This is a genomic window from Streptomyces sp. NPDC051561, assembly GCF_044454195.1.
Lineage (GTDB): Bacteria > Actinomycetota > Actinomycetes > Streptomycetales > Streptomycetaceae > Streptomyces.
In genome coordinates this window covers 20,410-39,799 of sequence record NZ_JBITDM010000007.1, presented here as the reverse complement: position 1 = coordinate 39,799, position 19,390 = coordinate 20,410, and the positions used below count along the sequence as shown (strand labels likewise).

Below are 19,390 nucleotides of genomic sequence, written 5' to 3'. Positions count from 1 at the left end.
CGGTTCCACCCAGGAACGGAGTTCCACACATGGCCACCACCAACCCCACCCCCCTCCGCGCCCCCCTCACCGTCGAATTCCCCTTCACCCGCTCCCTCGGCCCCGTCCAGTCCGCCTTCCTCACCGGCCTGAGCCACCGCACCGTCCTCGGCGTCCGGACGTCCGACGACCGGATACTGGTGCCCCCCACCGAATACGACCCCCGTACCGCCGAAGAGATCCGCGACCTCGTCGAAGTCGCCCCCACCGGCACGGTCACCACCTGGGCCTGGAACCCCTCCCCCCGGCGCTTCCAGCCCCTGGACACCCCCTTCGCCTGGGTGCTCGTCACACTCGACGGTGCCGGCACCGCGATGCTGCACGCACTCGATGCCCCGGGCCCCGACCACGTACGGACCGGCATGCGGGTCCGCATCCGCTGGGCCGAGGAACGCACCGGCGCCATCACCGACATCGCCTGCTTCGAGCCGTACGACGCCGAACCGGACACCCGCCCGGAGGGCCGACCCGCCTCCCACGACGGCCGGTTCGACGACATGATCACCCTCCTCACCGCCCCCGCCCGCCTCGACTACACCTACAGTCCCGGCCGCGCCCCCACCGACTACCTCACCGCCCTCGCCGACCACCGCACCGTCGGCGAACGCTGCCCCTCCTGCCGCAAGGTCTACGTCCCGCCCCGAGGTGCCTGCCCCACCTGCGGAATCGCCACCGACGAACAGGTCGAGGTCGGTCCGCACGGCACCGTCACCACCTTCTGCATCGTCAACATCAAGGCCCGCAACCTCGACATCGAAGTGCCGTACGTCTACGGGCACATCGCGCTCGACGGCGCGGGCCTCGCCCTGCACGGACGGATCGCCGGCATCCCGTACGACCAGGTCCGGATGGGCCTGCGCGTCGAACCCGTGTGGGTCGGCGAAGGCCGCTACCCCGACCACTACCGGCCGACCGGCGAACCGGACGCCGACTACGACGCGTACAAGGAGCTGATCTGACATGGGACAGCAACGCCCCGGGCCCCCGGTGCGCGACGTCGCCATCGTCGCCTTCGCCCAGACCGACCACCGCCGCCGCACCGACGACCTCTCCGAGGTCGAGATGCTGATGCCGGTCCTGCACAAGGTGCTCGCCGAAACCGGCCTGCGCACCAGCGACATCGGCTTCACCTGCTCGGGCTCCAGCGACTACCTCGCCGGACGTGCCTTCTCCTTCACCATGGCCCTCGACGGCGTCGGCGCCTGGCCGCCCATCTCCGAGTCGCACGTCGAAATGGACGGGGCCTGGGCGCTCTACGAGGCCTGGGTGAAGATCCTCACCGGCGAGGCGGACACCGCCCTCGTCTACTCCTACGGCAAGTCCTCGCCCGGCGAGGTCCGCGATGTGCTCACCCGCCAGCTCGACCCGTACTACGTCGCCCCGCTCTGGCCGGACTCCGTCTCGCTGGCCGCACTCCAGGCCCAGGCCCTGATCGACGCGGGTGACACCGACGAACCCGCCCTCGCCGGTATCGCGGCCCGCAGCCGTACCTCCGCCACCGCGAACCCGCACGCCCAGCTCACCGGAGACGTCCCCCCCGGCGACTACCTCGTGCAACCGCTGCGCACCGGCGACTGCCCGCCCATCGGCGACGGCGCCGCCGCCGTGATCCTCGCCGCCGGCGACCGGGCCCGCGAGCTGTGCGCCCGACCCGCCTGGATACGCGGCATGGACCACCGCATCGAAGCCCACAGCCTGGGCGTCCGCGACCTCACCGACTCACCCTCCACCCGCCGGGCCGCGGAACGTGCCGGAGTCTTCGAGCACCCCGTCGACACCGCCGAGCTGCACGCCCCCTTCACCTCTCAGGAGGTCGTCCTGCGCAAGGCCCTGCGCCTCGCCGACGACGTCACCGTCAACCCCTCCGGCGGCGCTCTGGCCGCCAACCCCATGATGGCCGCCGGACTGATCCGCCTCGGCGAGGCCGCCGCCCGCATCCACCGGGGCGAGTCCGACCGGGCCCTTGCCCACGCCACCTCGGGCCCCTGCCTGCAACAGAACCTGGTAGCCGTCCTGGAGGGAGACCGCGATGAGTAAGTCCCCGAACGCCGCCACCGGCAAGGAACCCGTAGCGATCGTCGGCATCGGCCAGACCAAACACGTCTCCGCCCGGCACGACGTATCCATCGCCGGACTCGTCCGCGAGGCTGCCCAACGGGCGCTCGCCGACGCCCAGTTGAGCTGGTCCGACATCGACGCCGTGGTCATCGGCAAGGCCCCCGACTTCTTCGAGGGCGTCATGATGCCGGAGCTCTACCTCGCCGACGCACTGGGTGCCGTCGGCAAACCCATGCTCCGCGTCCACACCGCGGGCTCCGTCGGCGGATCCACCGCCCTGGTCGCCGCCAACCTGATCGCCGCCCGCGTCCACGGCACCGTGCTCACCCTCGCCTTCGAGAAGCAGTCCGAGTCCAACGCCATGTGGGGCCTCTCCCTCCCCGTCCCCTTCCAGCAACCCCTCCTCGCCGGAGCGGGCGGCTTCTTCGCCCCCCACATCCGCGCCTACATGCGCCGCACCGGCGCCCCCGACACCATCGGCTCCCTGGTCGCCTACAAGGACCGCCGCAACGCCCTGAAAAACCCGTACGCCCACCTCCAGGACCCCACCCTCACCCTCGAAAAGGTCCAGTCGTCCCCGATGCTCTGGGACCCGGTCCGCTACTCCGAGACCTGCCCCTCCTCCGACGGCGCCTGCGCCATGATCCTCACCGACCGCACCGGCGCCGCCCGCTCCCCCCACCCGCCCGCCTGGGTGCACGGCGGCGCCATGCGCAGTGAACCCACCCTCTTCGCCGGCAAGGACTCCGTCTCCCCCCAGGCCGGCAAGGACTGCGCCGCCGACGTCTACCGTCAGGCCGGCATCACCGACCCCCGCAGCCAGATCGACGCCGTGGAGATGTACGTCCCCTTCTCCTGGTACGAACCCATGTGGCTGGAGAACCTCGGCTTCGCCGGAGAGGGCGAGGGCTGGAAACTCACCGAATCCGGTGTCACCGAACTCGACGGCGACCTCCCGGTCAACCCGTCCGGCGGCGTCCTCTCCACCAACCCCATCGGCGCCTCCGGCATGATCCGCTTCGCGGAGGCGGCCCTCCAGGTGCGCGGCCAGGCGGGCGAGCACCAGATCGACGGGGCGCGCAGGGCGATGGGCCACGCCTACGGGGGCGGCTCCCAGTTCTTCGCGATGTGGATCGTGGGGGCGGAGCCGCCGTCCCGGTGACGGCCGGACATCCGCTGCGCGGCGGGGCCCGCACCCGCGCCCCGCCGCGCGCAGCCGCCCCACTCGATGCCCCTCGCCGCGGCCTGTCGGAGCTCCCCGGTGCTCGCTACTGTGGCTCGGGGACGACGACGTAACGGGAGGAGCGCGACGTGGCGACGAGCACGCAGCAGGGGCCGGCCGGGTGGGTCAAGCCGGAACTGGATCTCAGTGGGGCGAACTGGCAGTCCAGTGGCAGGGGGACCGGTGGTGCGCAGGTCGCCTTCGTGGAAGGGTTTATCGCGATGCGTCACGCGGGGAGTCCCGGAGGTCCTTCGCTGATCTTCAATCCTGCCGAGTGGCGTGCGTTCGTGCTCAATGCGCGCAGTGGTGCTTTCGATCTGACCTGAGGGCCTGCGGGGCCGGGGACCTGAGGAGATGAGGGAGCGGGCTGCGGGCCGATTCTTCGGAGGCTGTTGATGCGTACCGGTGAGGTGCTCGCCGAGGGGTTCGAACGGATCCGCGAGGTGGTCCACGAGGCCGTCGAGGGGCTGTCGGCGGAGGAGTTGTCGCGGCAGCCGTGGGACGGGGCGAACACCGTGGGATGGCTCGTGTGGCATCTGACCCGGGTGCAGGACGACCATGTCGCGGAGGTCGCGGGCCACGAGCAGGTCTGGACGGCGGACGGCTGGGACGCCCGGTTCGCCCTGCCGCTGGAGCCGGGCGACACCGGGTACGGGCACACGCCGCAACAGATGTCCGCCGTACGGGTGTCCTCGGCGGACCAGCTGCTCGGGTACTACGACGCGGTGCACGCGCGGACGCTGGCCCAGCTGGCCGGCGTCGGCGACGAGGATCTCGACCGGGTCGTCGACAAGGGGTGGAATCCGCCGGTGACGCTCGGCGTGCGGCTGATCAGCGTCCTCGCGGACGACCTTCAGCATGCGGGTCAGGCCGCGTACGTACGGGGAGTGCTGCGCAGCGGCGGGAAGCACTGACCCTGCCGCGCGGTGCGTGAGCTCCCCACCGGCCCTCGCCGGTGGGGGAACGGACCGGTTTGCGCCGAGGGAGCAACACCGGGGATCGCATACCCTCCCCGGATCTCCGGGCATATGCTGGAACGCCTCCGGTCCGACCGTGCCGACGCCCTCTCGCGCCGGGCGCACGCCCGGAGTTTGTGGGGGTGTGACCATGCCGCGGAGCACCGGCGCGACCGGACGCAGAATGTTTGAGCGAGAGGACGAACTCACCGCCGTCGACGACGCGTTGAGCGCCCTCACCGGCCTGCGTGCCGGGCACGGGGAGCCCCCGAGCGGTGGGCTGCTCGCCGTCGCGGGGCACGCGGGGCTCGGCAAGACGACACTCCTCGCGGAGGTGCGCCGCCGGGCCGCGGCCCAGGGCTGCACCGTGGTGTCCGCGCGCGGCGGCGACCAGGAACAGAACGTCGCCTTCCATGTCGCCCGGCAGCTCCTGCAACCGCAGCTGGCGGGGGAGTCCGACACCGAACTCCGTTCACGGCTGGGCAGTTGGTACGACATCGTGGGCCCCGCACTCGGGCTGTGCACGCTGGCCGAGGGGTCCCCGCCCGACCCTCAGGGACTGCGGGACGGGCTCGACTGGGTACTCACCCACCTCGCCGTACAGCAGGCACCGCTGGTCGTGGTCGTCGACGACGCCCACTGGGCGGACCCCGAGTCGCTGAGCTGGCTGGCCGCTTTCGCACCGCGCGTCGAGGATCTGCCGATGCTCCTCGTCGTCGCCTACCGACCCGAGGAACTCCCGGAACACGCAAGCCAGTTGAGGTCCCTGCCGGGGCGGGCGGGACGTCGTCCGCTCGGCCTGGAACCGCTCACCCCCGCCGCCACCGGGCGGGTCGTCCGGGAGTGGCTCGGGGCGGACGCCGACGAGGCGTTCTGCCACGAATGCTGGTCGGTCACCGGCGGCAACCCCTTCGAGACGGTGGAACTTGCCGCGAAGTGCCACGACCGGGGGCTCGCCCCCACCGAGGCCGGCGTCCACCTGGTGCGGGACATCGCCGCCGCGGTCAAGGGCAGTGGACTGGTCGCCCGGCTGGAGCGGCTGGGCACCGCCACGGTCCGGTACGCCTGGGCGTGCGCCGTCCTCGGTACGGAGATAGCCCCCGACCTGGCCGCCGACCTGGCCGGACTCGGCACCGAAGCGGCCGCCGACGCCGCCGACCGGTTGCGCGAGGCGCGCATACTCACCGGCCCCGAAACCCCGGACGGCACCCTCGGGTTCGTCCACCCGCTGATCGCCACCGCCATCTACCGGGCCATCCCCGACGCCTTCCGGGTCGCCCTGCACGGGCAGGCCGCCTGGTGCGTGGTCAACGCCGGGCTGGGCTCCGCGGCCGCCGCCCGCCACCTCCAGGAGACCCACCCCGAGGGCGACGCCTGGACCGTGCAGCACCTGCGCGCCGCCGCCCGCGAAACGCTCCGCGCCGGAGCCCCGGAAGCCGCCCGCCGCTCCCTGGCCCGTGCTCTGCGCGAACCCCCTCCCCTCGACGAACGGGCTTCCGTGCTCTTCGAGTTGGGATGCGCCTCGCTCCTCACCGAGCCCGCCACCACCGTCAACCACCTGCGTGCCGCCCTGGAGGAGCCGATCTCCGACCCGGCGCTCCGCCAGGGCATCGTCTACCGCCTCTCCCAGGTCCTCGCCCACAGCGACCGCCTCGCCGAGGCCTGCGAGACCCTGGAGCACGAGGCGCGGACGGCGACCGACGCGCGGACCCGGCTGCGTATGCAGGCCGAGAAATTCATGTGGGACGCCTTCCGGGCCGACGAACCCGACTCGCCCGCCCGCTCCCGCAGGCTCGCCCGCCTCGCCGACCGGCTCACCGGCCGCGACGTCACCGAGCGGTACATCATCGGGCTCCGCGCCTGGGACGCGACCCTGCGCGGCGAACCCTCCTACATCGCCACCCACCACGCCGAACGCGCGCTGGCGGGTGGCCTGAGCTGGGCGGACGACACCCGCGGCTTCGAAGTGCCGGTGCTGTCCGCGCTGGTCTTCATGTACGCCGACCGGCCGGGCCGCGCCGAGGAACTCTTCACCCCGGGCATCGCCGAGTTCGAGCGCCAGGGATGGCGCGGGGCGCACCTCTCCTTCGCGTACACCCTGCTCGGCTACATCAGGCTGCGCAGGGGCAGGCTCGTCGAGGCGGAGGACTTCGTCCGCGCCGGAGTGCGGCTGGCCGCGCGCACCGGGGTCCGCACCCCCGTGCAGTGGTACGGGGTCGGCGCGCTCGTCGAGGTGCTGCTGGCCCGGGGGCGCGTCGAGGAGGCGGCCGACGTCGCCAGGGAGCACGGCTTCCACGAGCCCTTCCCGGCCGCCGTCACCTTCCCCGACTCCCAGACGGTGTACGGGGCGCTGCTGCTCGCGCAAGGGCGCACCAAGGACGCCGTCACCGAACTCGCCGCGGCGGGACGGAGGCTGGAGCCCCGGGGGATACGCAACCCGTGGTGGTGCCCGTGGCAGCTGCACCTGGCGCTCGCCGAGGTGCACACCGCACCCGAGGCAGCCGTGGAGACCGCCCGCGAAGCCGTCGCCAGGGCCCGCCAGACGGGCACCCCGTCCGCGATCGGGCAGGCGCTGCGGGTGGCGGCCGAGGTGTCGGCGGGACCCGCGGAGCGGGTGAAGCTGCTGGAGGAGTCGGTGACGTATCTGGAGGCGTCACCGGCCGCCCACGAACTGGCCAGTTCGCTGTACGCGCTGGGGCGCGAGCTGCGGCGCTCCGCCAGGGCCAAGGAAGCGGGCGAGTACCTGTACCGGGCACTGGAAGGAGCCCTGCAGTGCGGGGCCGACGCACTGGCCGAGCAGGCACGGGAGGAACTGGCCGCCGCGGGCCTGCGGCCGAGGCGGCTGCGCGGCACCGACGCGGACACCTTGACCCTCACCGCATGCGAGCGCACGACCGCCGTCATGACGGCCCGCGACGAATCGGCGGCGTCCGTCGCCGCCGCGCTCGACACGGACGTGTCAGAGGTCCACCGCCTGCTGTCGTCGGTCTACCGGAAACTGGGGACGGGGCGGGTGGGCCTGCGCGAGGCACTGAGCCCGCAGGCCGGCCCGAGCCCGAAAGCCGGTCTGATCCCATGAATCCGGGCCGCTTCACTGCTCGGCACCGGAAGCGACCCATACCTCGGGGGCCAGGCCCATCCTCACGGGCCCGGTCCGTGCGGCGGTGCCGCGCCCGTGAAGCGGAACCCCGCATGCCGTTCAACCGGCCGTAGATCCCACCGACCACAGGAGAGTGATCCCCCATGACCCACTTCGTTCTCGTGCACGGCGGCTACACCGGCGGCTGGATCTGGCAGGACACCGTCCGCATCCTGCGTGGGCAGGGTCACGAGGCGACCGCCGTCACCCTCACCGGCCTCGGCGACCGACGTCATCTCGCCACCCCCACCACGGACTTGGAGACCCACACCGAGGACGTCGCGCAAACCCTCGACCATCTGGACAGCCCCGAGTGCGTTCTGGTCGGCCACAGCTACGGCGTCCACCCCGCCCTCTGCGCCGCCCGCCGCCGCCCCGGCCGGGTGAGCAGGCTCATCTGCCTGGACGCGCCGATTCCGGAGGACGGCGAGTCCGTCCTCGACCAGATCCCCGACGGCGAGTGGCGGGCCCGCATCCAGCGCAGGGCCGCCGACCACGACGGCTGGCGCCTCCCCGTCCCCGACCTGTCCGACACCCTCCTCTGGGGCTCCCTCGCCGGAGTCGGCCACGATGCACTCAAGCGCCTGGAACAGCTCGCCGCACCTCAGCCGCTGGCCACCCTCACCCAGCCGGCGCACCTGACCGGCGAAGGCACCCGCCCGCCCGTCACCGGCATCCTCTGTACCCGCGAGGGCCGCGCCTCGATCGCCGCGATCGAGGAGATCGTGGCCACCGGGCACCCCCGCTTCCAGCAGCTCACCGACCCCGGCGTCACCTTCTTCGAGCTCGACACCGGCCACTACCCGATGCTGTCCGTCCCCGACCGGCTCGCCGAAGTCCTGGTAGGCGCGGCCAACGGGGAGGGACACCGGATCGCGCCGGGCCCCGAGACGCCCGGCCCCGCACACACCTGAGGCACAGCCTCCGGGAGCACCCCACAGCCCGGCCACCTCCGCTTGTCCCCGGCCCGCCCGGGCCACGTACCATGTCGGCATGTCCTTCCTCCGCCGCCGCCCCTCCGCCACGCCCGCGGGCCCGGAATTCGACGTCCTCGCGATGGACCCGGGCGACTGGCCGGGCAACCTCGGGGCCGGGCTGCTGCCCGCCCCCGACGGCAGCTGCCAGGGCGTCTTCCTCCGGTACGACCTGTTCGGCGGCCGCGGTCCCGCGATGATCATCGGCAACCTGCCCGAGGGGTCCCCGGCCCGCGAGCTCGCCGAGGGCCAGGTTCCCTTCGAGGTCGCCCAGCTGCTGCTCGCGCTGGAGAACGAGGAGGAGGTCGAGGTGGTCTCCACCGAGGACGTCCCCGTGATGCAGGGCGACAACCTGCTGATCGTGCGCCGCCTCAAGCTCTCCGAGAGCCGGATCTCCTGCGTGCAGTTCGACCGCAGCGACAACGTCCTTGTCACCATTGCCAGTTGGGACCGTCCGATCACGGACGACCTCTACGCACTGCTGAAGCCGCTGCCCGCGGAGATGTTCCAGGGCTGAGCCCGCCCCACCGGCAGCGGTCCTGCGCTCGCCCCGGGCCGGCGACCGCCCCGGTCCACCGGTCAGTCCCGCGTCGGTCCCAGCAGCCGTACGTCGGACTCCTTCACGTACCCGATGCGGTGCCCGTACTGGATCTCGTAGTAGATCTGCCCGCCGCGCACCACCCGCCCCGGCTTCCCGTACTCCTTCGCGAAGAAGTACTCGCCGGGGGTGCGCTCCCCCACGACGTACCGCTGCCCGGCCGGGATCCGGTACGCCAGCGGGACCACCGGCTGGACGGGGATGCCCGCCGGGTACGCGGACGCCTCCGGGTAGGCCCTGCCGTACACCGGGATCGCCTTCAGGCCCTCGCGCGGGGTGAGCAGCGGCGCCGCGGCGTTGACGGCGGCCGGCCGGCCGGCCGGGTTGTGGAACCAGGCCCGCTGTCCGAGGTACCAGATCGCCGTCCAGTCGCCCTGCCGCCCGGCGACCGCGAATCGCTGCCCGGTCGAGGCACGGGCGCCCGTGTCGCTGACGCCGGTCGTCGAGCCCCTGCCGTCGGGGCGCAGACCGATGTCCTTGACCAGGGGGGCGGCCGGGTCCGGCGCGGTGTGCAGGCGGACCGCACCGGAGCCGTGCGCGGGGCAGGGCGCTGCCGTGGGCTTCTTCCGCTCGCAGCCGGTGAAGGCCGGGCGATGCTCCGCGTAGTCGGGACGGATGGTGACGGCCTCGCCGCTCGGGCCCGCCTTGGCGGTGAAGGGGGCGCCCAGCAGCTCGAAGTAGTGCGCCCAGTCCCAGTAGGGGCCGGGGTCGGTGTGCATGCCGCGCACCGTCGCGGGGAGCGCGCCGGGGACGTTGTCGTGGCCGATGATGTGCTGGCGGTCCAGCGGAATGCCGTACTTGGCGGCCAGGTGCCGCACCAGACGGGCCGAGGACCGGTACACCGCCTCCGTGTACCAGGCGTCCGGCTCGGTCAGAAAGCCCTGGTGCTCCAGGCCGACCGACTTCGTGTTGACGTACCAGTTGCCGGAGTGCCAGGCCACGTCCTTGGTCCGCACGTGCTGGGCGACCGCCCCGTCCGTCGGGCGCAGTGTGTAGTGCCAGGACACCCCTGTCGGGTCCTGCACCTGGTCCAGCGCGGGCTGCCAGTAACCCTCGGTGTCGTGCACCACGATGTAGTCGATGTCCAGGGCGTCGGGACGGCCGGCCGGATCATGGTTGCCGTAGTCGTCGTCCTTGCTGCCCTTGATCTTCTGATACGGCGCCGGAACCCACGTGCAGGACACCGAGAGGGGGCACTCGACCACGCCGTTCGCCGGTGCGCTGCGGGGTGCGACGGGGGTCGCGACGGCCGGTGCGGCGGGCAGCGCGACGGGTTCACCGCTGTCGGTGGTACGCCGCTGCCCCGCCCGGATCACCGAGAACACCTCGTCCGCGTACGCCCGTGCCGCCGCCGGGTCGTCGGAACCGGCGAACCGCGCCACCGCCCCGTACCAGTCGGCCGGATCCTCGCTCAGCTCCCCGCCCGCCTTCCGCTGGGCGGCGGCCAGCAGCGCGGCCCCACCGCGCACATTGGCCGCCGGATCGCTCCGCAGCCGCTCGACGGGCATCCCGGTCAGCGTCGCCGCCTGAGCCAACATCCCGTCCCCTGAGGCGAGTTGGGGAGAACGGCTCCGTGCGTCGGTGAGGTGCATAGGTCCGTACCCGCCGGTCGCGCTCGGCGCTCCGGCATGCGTGTCCCACCGTGACTGGAGGTACGACACCCCGAGCAGCACACTCGGCGGAACCCGGTACCTGGCGGCGGCGGCGTCGAACTCCTGCTGCAGGGTGCCGGGTGACGGCTCCTGCGCGGCGGTGGCGTACGGCAGCGGGGCGAGGAGCAGCAGAAGGGCGGTGGACGCCGCGGCGCCCCCCGTCCTGATGGCGGAAAGGTGCAAGGCGACCTCCGGGGACGGATCGGGCAACCGGAATCGCTCATGATGCCCACCGTGCCGCCCCGGACCGCGGAGGCCGCGCCCGGAACCGTCGCGTGGCGCGGGCGGACGGGGCATGCGGCGGGCCCGGCCCCGTACCCCGCTGAAGAGGTACGGAGCCGGGCCCGTCGGCGTACTCGCAGCGGCAGCCTCAGCCCCTGCGCCCACTGACCATCCGGTAGAGGATCAGCACGATCACCGAACCCACGACCGCGGCGATCCAGGTCGACAGCGAGAAGAAGCCGTTGATGGACTCGACCCCGAAGATCACCTTGCCGAGCCAGCCGCCGAGCAGACCGCCGACGATGCCGATCAGCATGGTGATCAGGCAGCCACCAGGGTCCTTGCCCGGCATCAGGGCCTTGGCGATGGCTCCGGCGAGCAGTCCGATCAGGATCCAAGCGATGATGCCCACTGTGTTCAACCTCCGTGCGACAAGCACCCCGGCGGTGGCCGGGGCTTTCTCCGGCTTTCCCCGCAGGTGCCCCCGAAACCATCGGCGGCGGGAAGAGAGTGCCTGATCGGAGCAGTTGGTGACGAAGGTCCCGGACGGGGGAGGGGCTTTGGTCCCGACCGGGCACGCCGGTGCCCGCCGTGCCCGGCCGTGCGGTCCGCACGGCGACGCCCGCACAGCGCGGAGGGCAGTACCCGCGCCCAGGTACTGCCCTCCGCGCTTCCCCTCCACCCCCGCCGGCCCGCGCCCGCCGAGCCGGCGGGAAGCCCACGACCTGCGGGCGCCCCGCTCAGCGGGTGCCCACCGCCGCGCGCACCGCCCGACGGGCCAGCGCACAGTCGTCGTGCAACCGCCGCAGCAGCAGCCGCTGCTCCTCACCGGGGGAGAGCCCGGCCGAGGTCGGAGTGGAGACCGGCGGGGCCTCCCGCATGGTGCGCTGCACCTTCGCCTCGTACGACCGGACCTCCCGGGTCGTCACCAGCATCAGGTTCACCAGGAAGGCGTCCCGGGCCGCCGTGCCCGCGGCCTGCGCCAGCTGGCTGATCTGCCGTCGGGCGACGGGGGAGGCGTCGCCGAGGACCATCCAGAGGGTCGCCAGGTCGTACCCCGGCAGATACCAGCCCGCGTGTTCCCAGTCGACCAGCACTGGACCGGCCGGTGACAGGAGAATGTTGGAGAGCAGGGCATCGCCGTGGCAGAACTGCCAGGGGAGCGAGGACCTGGAGATGCCGTGCAGCAGCTTTTGCAGGTCACCCAGGTCGCGGTCGGTGAGCAGGCCCAGCGCGTGGAAGTCCGTGAGCCGCTTGCCGTAGTTGAGGGGCTGGCCGAACATCTCGGCCGGCGGCCGCCAGTGGTTCAGCTTGTCGATCGCGCCGAGGGCGGCCCTGACATCGGCACGCGGAGGAGCCTCGGCCGGGTGACGCGTCAGGGCCGCCGCCCGGCCCGGCATCCGCTCGATCACCAGTGTGCAGTTGTCGGGATCCGCGGCGATCAGCCGTGGCACCCGCACCGGTGGGCGGTGCCGGACGAAGGCGCGATAGGCGGCTATCTCGTGCCTGAACCGCTCGGTCCACTGATCGGAATGATCGAGTAAACACTTCGCGACCGCGGTCGTACGCCCGGTCTGGCCGACCAGCAGCACGGAACGTCCGCTGCGTCGCAACACCTGAACGGGCTGGAACTCCGGGCAGATCCGGTGCACCGACTGGAGCGCCATCCGCAGCTGGGCGCCCTGAGGGCCGGACAAGTCGATTCTCCCGCTGAGCGGTTGGGTTCCGGGACCCGCCGCACGCCGCGCCCGACCGGTGCCCACCGCAGCGGCGGCGTGGTTGGGATCGAGGTACGGGCCGCTGCCCGCCATCAGCGGACGGTGCGGCCGGGGCGGGGCGGACACGGAGGACGATGCTGTGTACATGGGCGGTACGGGTCCCTTCGTGCGCCGACGAGTTGCGTTGTAGCTGTGGAGCGGTGTTGCATGTGGAGCGGTGGAGCCGTGTGGCGGTGTCGCATGTGCAGCCGTGTTGCTCTGTGGCGGTACTGCTCTTCTTCTTCGACTGCTCCGTGCGGTGCGCTCCCCGCCCCGGCACACGGTCCGCACCCTGGGGAGTACGAGCCGGTTGCCGAGCCGGGGTGGCGCTTTCCTACCTGACCACCGGCCGCGGGTGGCACACCATGTGGCGCACCCTGGCGAACCCTGGCGAATAGTCGCACCGCATATCGCGGCGGGTTAATGTCAAGTCAGCCGAGAACCTGGGGGCTTGACGTGACCGGAGAACCCAACACCCGCCTGAACGACCTTTTTGGTCTCACCGGCTGGTCCAAGGGCGAACTCGCCAGAATGGTGAACCGGAAGGCGGCGGCCATGGGCCATCCGCAACTGGCCACCGACACCTCGCGGGTCCGCCGCTGGATCGACATGGGGGAGTCCCCCCGCGATCCGGTACCAAGGGTGCTGGCAGCTCTGTTCACCGAGCGGCTCGGCCGTGTCGTGACCATCGAGGACCTCGGGTTCGCTCGCTCTGGCCGCACGGTACGCCGCACTCAGGGCAAGACAGACAACCCCGACGGCATGCCGTGGACGTCCGAGCAACTGGCCGAGATCCTCTCCGAATTCACGGGAATGGACCTCATGCTCAACCGACGCGGCCTGGTGGGCGCGGGCGCCGCGCTCGCCGCCGGCTCCGCACTGACCAGCGCCATGCACGACTGGCTGCACTCCGACCCCTCACTCGCGGCCGAGGGGCCGCGGCTCAACGACCCCCTGCACGTGGAACGCGCCGGGTACGACCTGTACGAAGCGGCCCCCGTCGGGTCGCAGGAGATCGACGCCCTGGAGCGCTCGGTCGACGTCTTCCGCGCGTGGGACGCCTCACGTGGTGGCGGCCTCCAGCGCAAGGCCGTCGTCGGCCAGCTCAACGAGGTCGGCGGCATGCTCGCCTACCGCCAACCCGCCCATCTGCAACGACGGCTGTGGGGAGTGGCCGCCAACCTCGCGGTCCTGGCGGGCTGGATGTCGCACGACGTCGGCCTGGAACCCACCGCCCAGAAGTACTTCGTGATCGCCGCGCACGCGGCCCGCGAGGGCGGCGACCGCCCGCGCGCCGGCGAAGCGCTCTCCAGGGCGGCCCGTCAGATGGTGCACCTCGGCAAGCCCGACGACGCACTGGACCTGATGAAGCTCGCCAAGTCCGGCTCCGGCGAGCAGACCCTGCCGCGCACCCGCGCCATGCTGCACACCATCGAGGCCTGGGCGCAGGCGTCGATGGGGCAGGGGCAGGCCATGCGGCGCACCCTCGGTGAGGCCGAGGAGCTGTTCGTCTCCGACAACGGCGATGTGCCGCCGCCCAGTTGGATGCAGATGTTCGACGAGGCCGACCTGCACGGCATGCAGGCCCTCGCGTTCCGTACGCTCGCCGAGCACGAACCGTCGGCCGTCGCCATGGCGCAACGCCATGCCAGGCTGGCCCTCCAGCTGCGCCCCGACGGGCGTCAGCGCTCCAAGCTCTTCGACCACATCTCGATGGCCTCGGCGTGCTTCATCGGCAACGACCCCGACCAGGCTGCCGGATACGCCAAGCTCGCCCTGCACTCCATGGGGGAGACCTCCTCGCACCGCACCTGGGACCGGCTGCGCGACATGTACCGGCTCACCGCGCAGTACGCCGACTACCCGATGATCGATGACCTGCGCAGGGACCTGGAGCGCGTGATGCCGAAGAAGGTGGGAGGCGGATCGGCCAAGGGGACCTCGGCCGTCTGAGTTCCGGCACGTACCTGCCGGAACGGACCACCCGGTGCCGGTAGCCGCTATCCGCCGATCCTGGCGATCAGCACACAGGCGTCGTCCTCGCGCTGCGTCTCGCCGAACTCCTCCAGCACCAGTCGCACGCAGTCGCGTGCGCTGCGGGCGTCGGTCAGCCGAGGGGCGAGGGACAGCAGCCTGCCCCGGCTCTCGTGGTCGGTACTGCTGCGCCGCGACAGACCGTCGGTGTGCAGCAGCAGCAAGTCGCCCTGGCGCAGGGTCACTTCGGCCTGCTCGTACGTCGCACCCGGCGTCGCACCGAGCAGGATGCCGCTGGGTGGGGTCAGTGGACGGCCCACGCCGTCACGGAAGAGGAGCGGGGCCGGATGTCCGGCCTGCGCCCAGGTGAGGAGGCGGGATCCGGGGTCGTACTGACAGCAGAGGGCGCTGCCCAGCGAGGGCTGCGCCGAGGAGGTCTCCAGAAGCTGGTTGAGGTGTCCCATCAGCATGCCCGGACGCACCCCGGCGAGCGCCATCCCGCGCAGTGCGCCGAGCAGCATCGCCATGGAGGAGGTGGCGGTCACACCGTGCCCGGTCAGTCCGCCGACGGTCAGCAGTGACGAGCCGTCGGGCAGTTCCAGCGCGTCGTACCAGTCGCCGCCGACCAGCTCGCCGCCGGCCGAGGGGAGGTAGTACGCGGCCAGGTCGAGTGCGCCGCCGACCGGGAGGGGGGCGGCGCCGCGCCAGGAAGGGAGGACCGCCTCCTGGAGCTGGACGGCCACCTTGCGCTCCGCCTGGGCTAACTGGCGGGCGCGCTGGAGGGAGTCCTGGTTCTCGTGTACGGCGCGCTGGGTGCGGCGCAAGGCGCTGACGTCGCGCAGCACCGCCCACATCGAGGCCGTACCGCCATCGTCGTCGAGGACCGGCTCGCCCATCATGTGCAGGGTGCGGACCTCGCCGTCGTCGGCCCGCACGATGCGGAACTCGCCGTCCAGCGGCTTCCCGTCGACCAGGCAGTCGGTGACCATCGCGGTCAGCAGGCACTGGTCCTCGGCCAGCAGCATCGAGGGCAGCTCGTCCAGGGAGAGCGGGCCGCTGGACGGCGTGCGCCCGAAGATCTCGTACAGCTCGTCGGACCAGTTGACCTGGTCGGTGAGCAGATTCCATTCGGCGCTGCCGACGCGGGAGAGCAGTGAGACGGGCGCGGGCCCCGGAAAGGCGACGCTGGCCAGCTGATCCATCGGCAGGGACGGCAGCCCGTCCTTGAGCTGTCCCAAGTGGGCGCCCAGATCGTCGAGTTGATGGACTGCCAGATCGCACAACGCCCGCTGCCAGCGCACCTCGGCGTCGTCCTCGTCCACGGCCGCGTCCCGGCGGACCGCGTCCATGTCGCCGCGCAGCCGACGGGTCTGCGTGATCAGTGCGTCGACCATGCCCCGCTCGGGAGGCTGCGGCGCGGAACGGTCCGCGAACAGTGGGGGCGGCATGGCGTTCTCCGTGGGCAGGCGCGGCCGGGGTCAGTCGGGTGCTGGGTCTGGCGGGTGCTCGCTCTGTCGGGCCCGGGTGCCGGGCCTGGTGTCGGGTCTTCGTGCGGTCGCAGGCGCGGTTGGAGGAAGTCGACCGTTAAGACTTTGGCACAGGGAGCGGGGGCCCGTAAGGCGTTTGGCAACACTCGATCCGGTGGTGCATCTGGCATATGCCGAAGGCCGCCGCGTGTGAGCGCCCCGTGTGCCCCTTGCGTCCCGCGCGCCACAGCCGTACGGCGGACAGGCCCGCCGCCGTCACCAGCAGCAGATCCCGTACGAAGAGGTTGGCGATCGCCAACCAGTCGGCGTCGTCCCTCAACTCCCGGTAAAGCAAAGGGAATCCGAGGGTGGTGAAGAGGCAGGCCGCCAGGATCAGCCAGGCAACCGGCCGCTGCGAGGTTTCCCGCCGCAGCACACAGACGGCGGCCAGACCCACCAGCCACACCAGATACTGCGGGCTGATCACCCGGCTCGTCACCACGAACAGCAGTACGGCAGTCAGTGCCGCGTCCGGGAGCAGCCAGGGCGCGCCGCGGGTCGAACGCAGCCGCCAGTACAGAAGCCAGCCGAGCGCCAGCACGGTCAGGCACTGCATCACCAGCGAGACGCTCTCCACGTACGGGCCGACGAACTCGTGCGAGCCGTCCTTCGCCTTCCAGGTGCCGCTCCACCCGAAGTGCCGCGCCACGTGGAACGGCAGCGCGCCCACCGACTCGATCTGGATGCCGCGCGACTTCTGGGCGGTGAGGAAGGAGAGCGCGTGCGGCATGGCGAGGGCGAACACGGCGAGCAGCGCGGCCCCGGCGACGGCTGCCGACAGCCAGGAGACCCGGGTGCGGCGGGCCCGCTCGGTGCCCACCAGCAGCAGCGCCGGCCACACCTTGATCAGTGCTCCGAGTGCGACCAGCGCCCCGAACGCCTTGTCCGCCCAGGCCCGCGAGGACGCCGCCACCGCGAGGGCGGCCATCGCCACCGCCGTCACCTGGAGGTCGAACCGGTTCCACGGCATCGTCGAGAGCACCGCGAGCGCCACGGTCCACAGCCATGCCCCGGCCAGCGACCGCCCCCGCCGTACCGCCAGCCACAGCAACCCCGCCACCACCAGCGCATCGGCCAGCGCGGCCGTCACGATGAAGGCGAGCCCGTAGTCCAGCGACGGCAGCAGCCCCGGCGCGAGGATCGGCAGCGCCGCGCCCGGCGGGTACTGCCAGCTCACGTCGTGCGCGGGAAAGGCCCCGGAGGCCAGTACGTCGAACCAGCCCCGGTACACCTTGTCCACCGACGGGTCGAGCGTGCCGTCCCCGTCCAGCGGCGGCAGCTTGAGCGCGGCGGGCACCAGCCACAGCCTGGTCAGCACCCAGACGGCCACCAGGGTCCAGGGGCTGCGGGCGAGGCGGGCGGGAAGTGAGCGCGGGCGGACCGCGTCGGCGCCTTCCCCGGTGCTGGGAGTGCTGGGGGTGCCGGCGGTGGAGGTGCCGGCGGTGCTGCTCGTGCGGGGACTGGGCATTCCCGCACTCTACGAGTCCGGCCGGGACAGCAGAACGCCAGGTCAGGGGTTCGCTGCCGGTCGTCGGGGAGTCCGGTGCATGGCTGCCGGTGGGTCGGGTACCTGCCGCACTGCCAGCGTCCGCCCACGGGAGAAGGAGACCGCGATGACCGACCGCCGCCAGGACGGACCGGAAGAACAGCCTCCGGGCATTCCCCGCGACCTGCCCGACCAGCAGGCGAGCTCGGACGACGACCGGCCCGGACCGTCCGGGGACGGGCCGGGCCACGAGGACGCCCACCCCGGCAACACGTCCGTCGACGAGCCGGCGGACTGAGCGGACCGGGCGGACTGAGCGGACCGAGGGGACCGAGCGGTCTGAGTGGACGCGGACCGAGCGGACTGAACCGAGCGGACCGAGGGGACGGACCGGCAGAGATGTACGCATACAGCGGTACCGGCAGAAGACCGGGGGGGGGGGGGGGGGGGGGGGGGGGGGGGGGGGGGGGGGGGGGGGGGGGGGGGGGGGGGGGGCGGGGCCGGCGGCGCGCCCCGCCCCCCCCCCCCCCCCCCCCCCCCCCCCCCCCGCCCCCCCCCGCGCCCCGCCCCCCCCCCCCCCCCCCCCCCCCCCCCCCCCCCCCCCCCCCTCCTTGTGCCGTCTTCCTCTCACGCCGCCCCCCTCACCCCCGCCCCTCCGTCGTCCGGCGCGCGCACTCCTCCACCACCGCCCGCAGGTCCCCCGTCCTGCGCAGCAGCTCGCGCTGCACATGTGCCCCGTTCCCCCGGGCGAGCAGCGCGTCCAGATGGTCCTCGACCAGATCCATGTCACCCATGTCCCGCAGCGCCTCCGAGACGTGGGACAGCAGCGCCCGTACGACGGTCTCGGCTGGAGCGGGCGTCAGCGAGCGCGGATCGACGAGTTCGCCGCACAGCCCGGAACGGGCCGCCCGCCAGGACGCCAGGCGCAGCAGCCCCACCCCGGTGCTGTCCGCGGGCCCGCCCTGGGCCCACTGCCGGGCCGCCGTCTCCACCAGAGCGCGTACCAGTGCCGCGATCAGCACCGTGTCGTCGGCCTCCAGGCATACGTCCGGCACCCGTACCTCGACGGTCGGATAGTGCCGGGACAGCCTGGCGTCGAAATACATCATGCCCTCGTCGAGCAGGGTGCCGGTGGCGAGCATCCCCTGCACCCGGCGGTGGTAGTCCTTCGCGGTGCCGAAGCTCTCGGTGGCCCCGGTCGACGGCCAGCGCCCCCATACCCGGCTGCGGTAACTGCTGTACCGGGTGTCCTTGCCCTGCCAGAACGGCGAGTTGGCGCTCAGCGCGAGCAGCGGCGGCAGCCACGGCTGGATCCGGTCGAGGATCGCCACCCCCTCGTCGTCGGACTCGACGGCGACGTGCACATGACAGCCGCAGGTCAGCTGTTCCAGGGCGGTCAGCCCGAATTCCTCCTCCAGCCTGCGGTAACGGTCCCCGGAGTTGATCGAGGGGTCCACCGGCAGCGGCGAGGTCGCCAGGGCCGCCAGCTCGGCCCCCGCCCGGCGCGCCCCCGCCGCGGCCTCGCCGCGCCAGTGCCGCAACTCCGCCGCCAGCCCCTCGATGGTGTGCCGGGGCCGGGTGGCGATCTCCAGCTGCTCCCGGTGCAGTTCCTTCTCCAGGGTCGACCCGTCGGGCAGGGCGGCCAGCACGACCCCGGACACCGCACGTGGCTGCCCGGTGTCGTCGACCAGTAAGAGCTCCTCTTCCACTCCCACACTTCGCATGCGGTTGGCCCTTCTCGAAACGGCTTCTCGAAATGGTGGACATGGGTGAAAACGGTGATGAAG

Annotated in this window: 16 protein-coding genes; 10 read left to right on the top strand and 6 right to left on the bottom strand. The window is 72.4% G+C overall.

Annotated features, from left to right (window positions below):
• The first annotated feature begins 29 nt into the window (after positions 1 to 29).
• The 8 genes from ACIA73_RS17850 to ACIA73_RS17815 all read left to right on the top strand — a co-directional run bounded on the left by ACIA73_RS17850 (position 30) and on the right by ACIA73_RS17815 (position 8,905).
• Positions 30 to 998 carry a Zn-ribbon domain-containing OB-fold protein gene (locus ACIA73_RS17850; protein WP_399439476.1) on the top strand — a complete coding sequence of 323 codons (969 nt, stop codon included), beginning with the start codon at positions 30 to 32 and terminating at the stop codon, positions 996 to 998.
• 1 nt (position 999) lies between these two features.
• On the top strand, positions 1,000 to 2,076 hold the full coding sequence (locus ACIA73_RS17845) for a thiolase domain-containing protein (protein ID WP_399439475.1): 1,077 nt from the start codon (positions 1,000 to 1,002) through the stop codon (positions 2,074 to 2,076).
• On the top strand, positions 2,069 to 3,259 hold the full coding sequence (locus ACIA73_RS17840) for a thiolase domain-containing protein (RefSeq protein ID WP_399439474.1): 1,191 nt from the start codon (positions 2,069 to 2,071) through the stop codon (positions 3,257 to 3,259). The genes ACIA73_RS17845 and ACIA73_RS17840 overlap by 8 nt, the downstream gene beginning before the upstream one ends.
• 149 nt (positions 3,260 to 3,408) lie before the next feature.
• A complete protein-coding gene (locus ACIA73_RS17835; protein ID WP_399439473.1) occupies positions 3,409 to 3,645 on the top strand; it encodes a DUF397 domain-containing protein in 237 nt (78 codons plus the stop codon).
• Between the two features lie 69 nt (positions 3,646 to 3,714).
• A complete protein-coding gene (locus tag ACIA73_RS17830) occupies positions 3,715 to 4,233 on the top strand; it encodes a DinB family protein (RefSeq protein ID WP_399439472.1) in 519 nt (172 codons plus the stop codon).
• 226 nt (positions 4,234 to 4,459) lie between these two features.
• Positions 4,460 to 7,354, top strand: coding sequence for an ATP-binding protein (locus tag ACIA73_RS17825; protein WP_399439471.1), 2,895 nt, complete (start codon positions 4,460 to 4,462; stop codon positions 7,352 to 7,354).
• Positions 7,355 to 7,518: 164 nt separating this feature from the next.
• Positions 7,519 to 8,328: an alpha/beta fold hydrolase gene (locus ACIA73_RS17820; RefSeq protein ID WP_399439470.1), complete on the top strand. Its 810-nt coding sequence runs from the start codon at positions 7,519 to 7,521 to the stop codon at positions 8,326 to 8,328.
• A gap of 79 nt (positions 8,329 to 8,407) precedes the next feature.
• Positions 8,408 to 8,905 (top strand): hypothetical protein, encoded by a 498-nt coding sequence (locus ACIA73_RS17815; RefSeq protein WP_399439469.1) that lies wholly within the window; start codon positions 8,408 to 8,410, stop codon positions 8,903 to 8,905.
• Between the two features lie 62 nt (positions 8,906 to 8,967).
• On the opposite strand, the gene ACIA73_RS17810 is transcribed toward ACIA73_RS17815, so the two are convergent.
• The 3 genes from ACIA73_RS17810 to ACIA73_RS17800 form a co-directional block, all read right to left on the bottom strand.
• Positions 8,968 to 10,935 carry an N-acetylmuramoyl-L-alanine amidase gene (locus tag ACIA73_RS17810; RefSeq protein ID WP_399439467.1) on the bottom strand — a complete coding sequence of 656 codons (1,968 nt, stop codon included), beginning with the start codon at positions 10,933 to 10,935 and terminating at the stop codon, positions 8,968 to 8,970.
• A gap of 73 nt (positions 10,936 to 11,008) precedes the next feature.
• On the bottom strand, positions 11,009 to 11,272 hold the full coding sequence (locus ACIA73_RS17805) for a GlsB/YeaQ/YmgE family stress response membrane protein (RefSeq protein WP_399439466.1): 264 nt from the start codon (positions 11,270 to 11,272) through the stop codon (positions 11,009 to 11,011).
• Positions 11,273 to 11,600: 328 nt separating this feature from the next.
• The gene (locus ACIA73_RS17800; RefSeq protein ID WP_399439465.1) at positions 11,601 to 12,725 is read right to left on the bottom strand and encodes an aminoglycoside phosphotransferase family protein; all 1,125 of its coding nucleotides are present in this window, start codon (positions 12,723 to 12,725) and stop codon (positions 11,601 to 11,603) included.
• A 348-nt stretch (positions 12,726 to 13,073) separates the two neighbouring features.
• Here ACIA73_RS17800 and ACIA73_RS17795 point away from each other — a divergent pair, with 348 nt between their 5' ends.
• The gene (locus ACIA73_RS17795; protein WP_399439464.1) at positions 13,074 to 14,570 is read left to right on the top strand and encodes a hypothetical protein; all 1,497 of its coding nucleotides are present in this window, start codon (positions 13,074 to 13,076) and stop codon (positions 14,568 to 14,570) included.
• 47 nt (positions 14,571 to 14,617) lie between these two features.
• Here ACIA73_RS17795 and ACIA73_RS17790 read toward each other — a convergent pair whose 3' ends face one another.
• Both ACIA73_RS17790 and ACIA73_RS17785 read right to left on the bottom strand, forming a co-directional pair.
• The gene (locus tag ACIA73_RS17790; RefSeq protein WP_399439463.1) at positions 14,618 to 16,039 is read right to left on the bottom strand and encodes a PP2C family protein-serine/threonine phosphatase; all 1,422 of its coding nucleotides are present in this window, start codon (positions 16,037 to 16,039) and stop codon (positions 14,618 to 14,620) included.
• Between the two features lie 136 nt (positions 16,040 to 16,175).
• Positions 16,176 to 17,585: a glycosyltransferase 87 family protein gene (locus tag ACIA73_RS17785; protein ID WP_399439462.1), complete on the bottom strand. Its 1,410-nt coding sequence runs from the start codon at positions 17,583 to 17,585 to the stop codon at positions 16,176 to 16,178.
• A 145-nt stretch (positions 17,586 to 17,730) separates the two neighbouring features.
• On the opposite strand from ACIA73_RS17785, the gene ACIA73_RS17780 reads away from it, so the two are divergent.
• On the top strand, positions 17,731 to 17,901 hold the full coding sequence (locus tag ACIA73_RS17780; protein WP_399439461.1) for a hypothetical protein: 171 nt from the start codon (positions 17,731 to 17,733) through the stop codon (positions 17,899 to 17,901).
• Between the two features lie 343 nt (positions 17,902 to 18,244).
• Here ACIA73_RS17780 and ACIA73_RS17775 read toward each other — a convergent pair whose 3' ends face one another.
• Complete coding sequence (locus ACIA73_RS17775) at positions 18,245 to 19,327, bottom strand: glutamate--cysteine ligase (RefSeq protein ID WP_399439460.1); 1,083 nt, start codon at positions 19,325 to 19,327, stop codon at positions 18,245 to 18,247.
• Positions 19,328 to 19,390: the final 63 nt, after the last annotated feature.

What these genes read in the sequence shown, in the direction of transcription:
- ACIA73_RS17845 (WP_399439475.1), top strand. Translation starts at nt 1,000, where the DNA reads ATGGGACAGCAACGCCCCGGGCCCCCGGTGCGCGACGTCGCCATCGTC.
- ACIA73_RS17820 (WP_399439470.1), top strand. Translation starts at nt 7,519, where the DNA reads ATGACCCACTTCGTTCTCGTGCACGGCGGCTACACCGGCGGCTGGATC.
- ACIA73_RS17815 (WP_399439469.1), top strand. Translation starts at nt 8,408, where the DNA reads ATGTCCTTCCTCCGCCGCCGCCCCTCCGCCACGCCCGCGGGCCCGGAA.
- ACIA73_RS17785 (WP_399439462.1), bottom strand. Translation starts at nt 17,585, where the DNA reads ATGCCCAGTCCCCGCACGAGCAGCACCGCCGGCACCTCCACCGCCGGC.
- ACIA73_RS17840 (WP_399439474.1), top strand. Translation starts at nt 2,069, where the DNA reads ATGAGTAAGTCCCCGAACGCCGCCACCGGCAAGGAACCCGTAGCGATC.
- ACIA73_RS17790 (WP_399439463.1), bottom strand. Translation starts at nt 16,039, where the DNA reads ATGCCGCCCCCACTGTTCGCGGACCGTTCCGCGCCGCAGCCTCCCGAG.
- ACIA73_RS17800 (WP_399439465.1), bottom strand. Translation starts at nt 12,725, where the DNA reads ATGTACACAGCATCGTCCTCCGTGTCCGCCCCGCCCCGGCCGCACCGT.
- ACIA73_RS17825 (WP_399439471.1), top strand. Translation starts at nt 4,460, where the DNA reads ATGTTTGAGCGAGAGGACGAACTCACCGCCGTCGACGACGCGTTGAGC.
- ACIA73_RS17810 (WP_399439467.1), bottom strand. Translation starts at nt 10,935, where the DNA reads ATGCCCCGTCCGCCCGCGCCACGCGACGGTTCCGGGCGCGGCCTCCGC.
- ACIA73_RS17780 (WP_399439461.1), top strand. Translation starts at nt 17,731, where the DNA reads ATGACCGACCGCCGCCAGGACGGACCGGAAGAACAGCCTCCGGGCATT.
- ACIA73_RS17830 (WP_399439472.1), top strand. Translation starts at nt 3,715, where the DNA reads ATGCGTACCGGTGAGGTGCTCGCCGAGGGGTTCGAACGGATCCGCGAG.
- ACIA73_RS17850 (WP_399439476.1), top strand. Translation starts at nt 30, where the DNA reads ATGGCCACCACCAACCCCACCCCCCTCCGCGCCCCCCTCACCGTCGAA.
- ACIA73_RS17775 (WP_399439460.1), bottom strand. Translation starts at nt 19,327, where the DNA reads ATGCGAAGTGTGGGAGTGGAAGAGGAGCTCTTACTGGTCGACGACACC.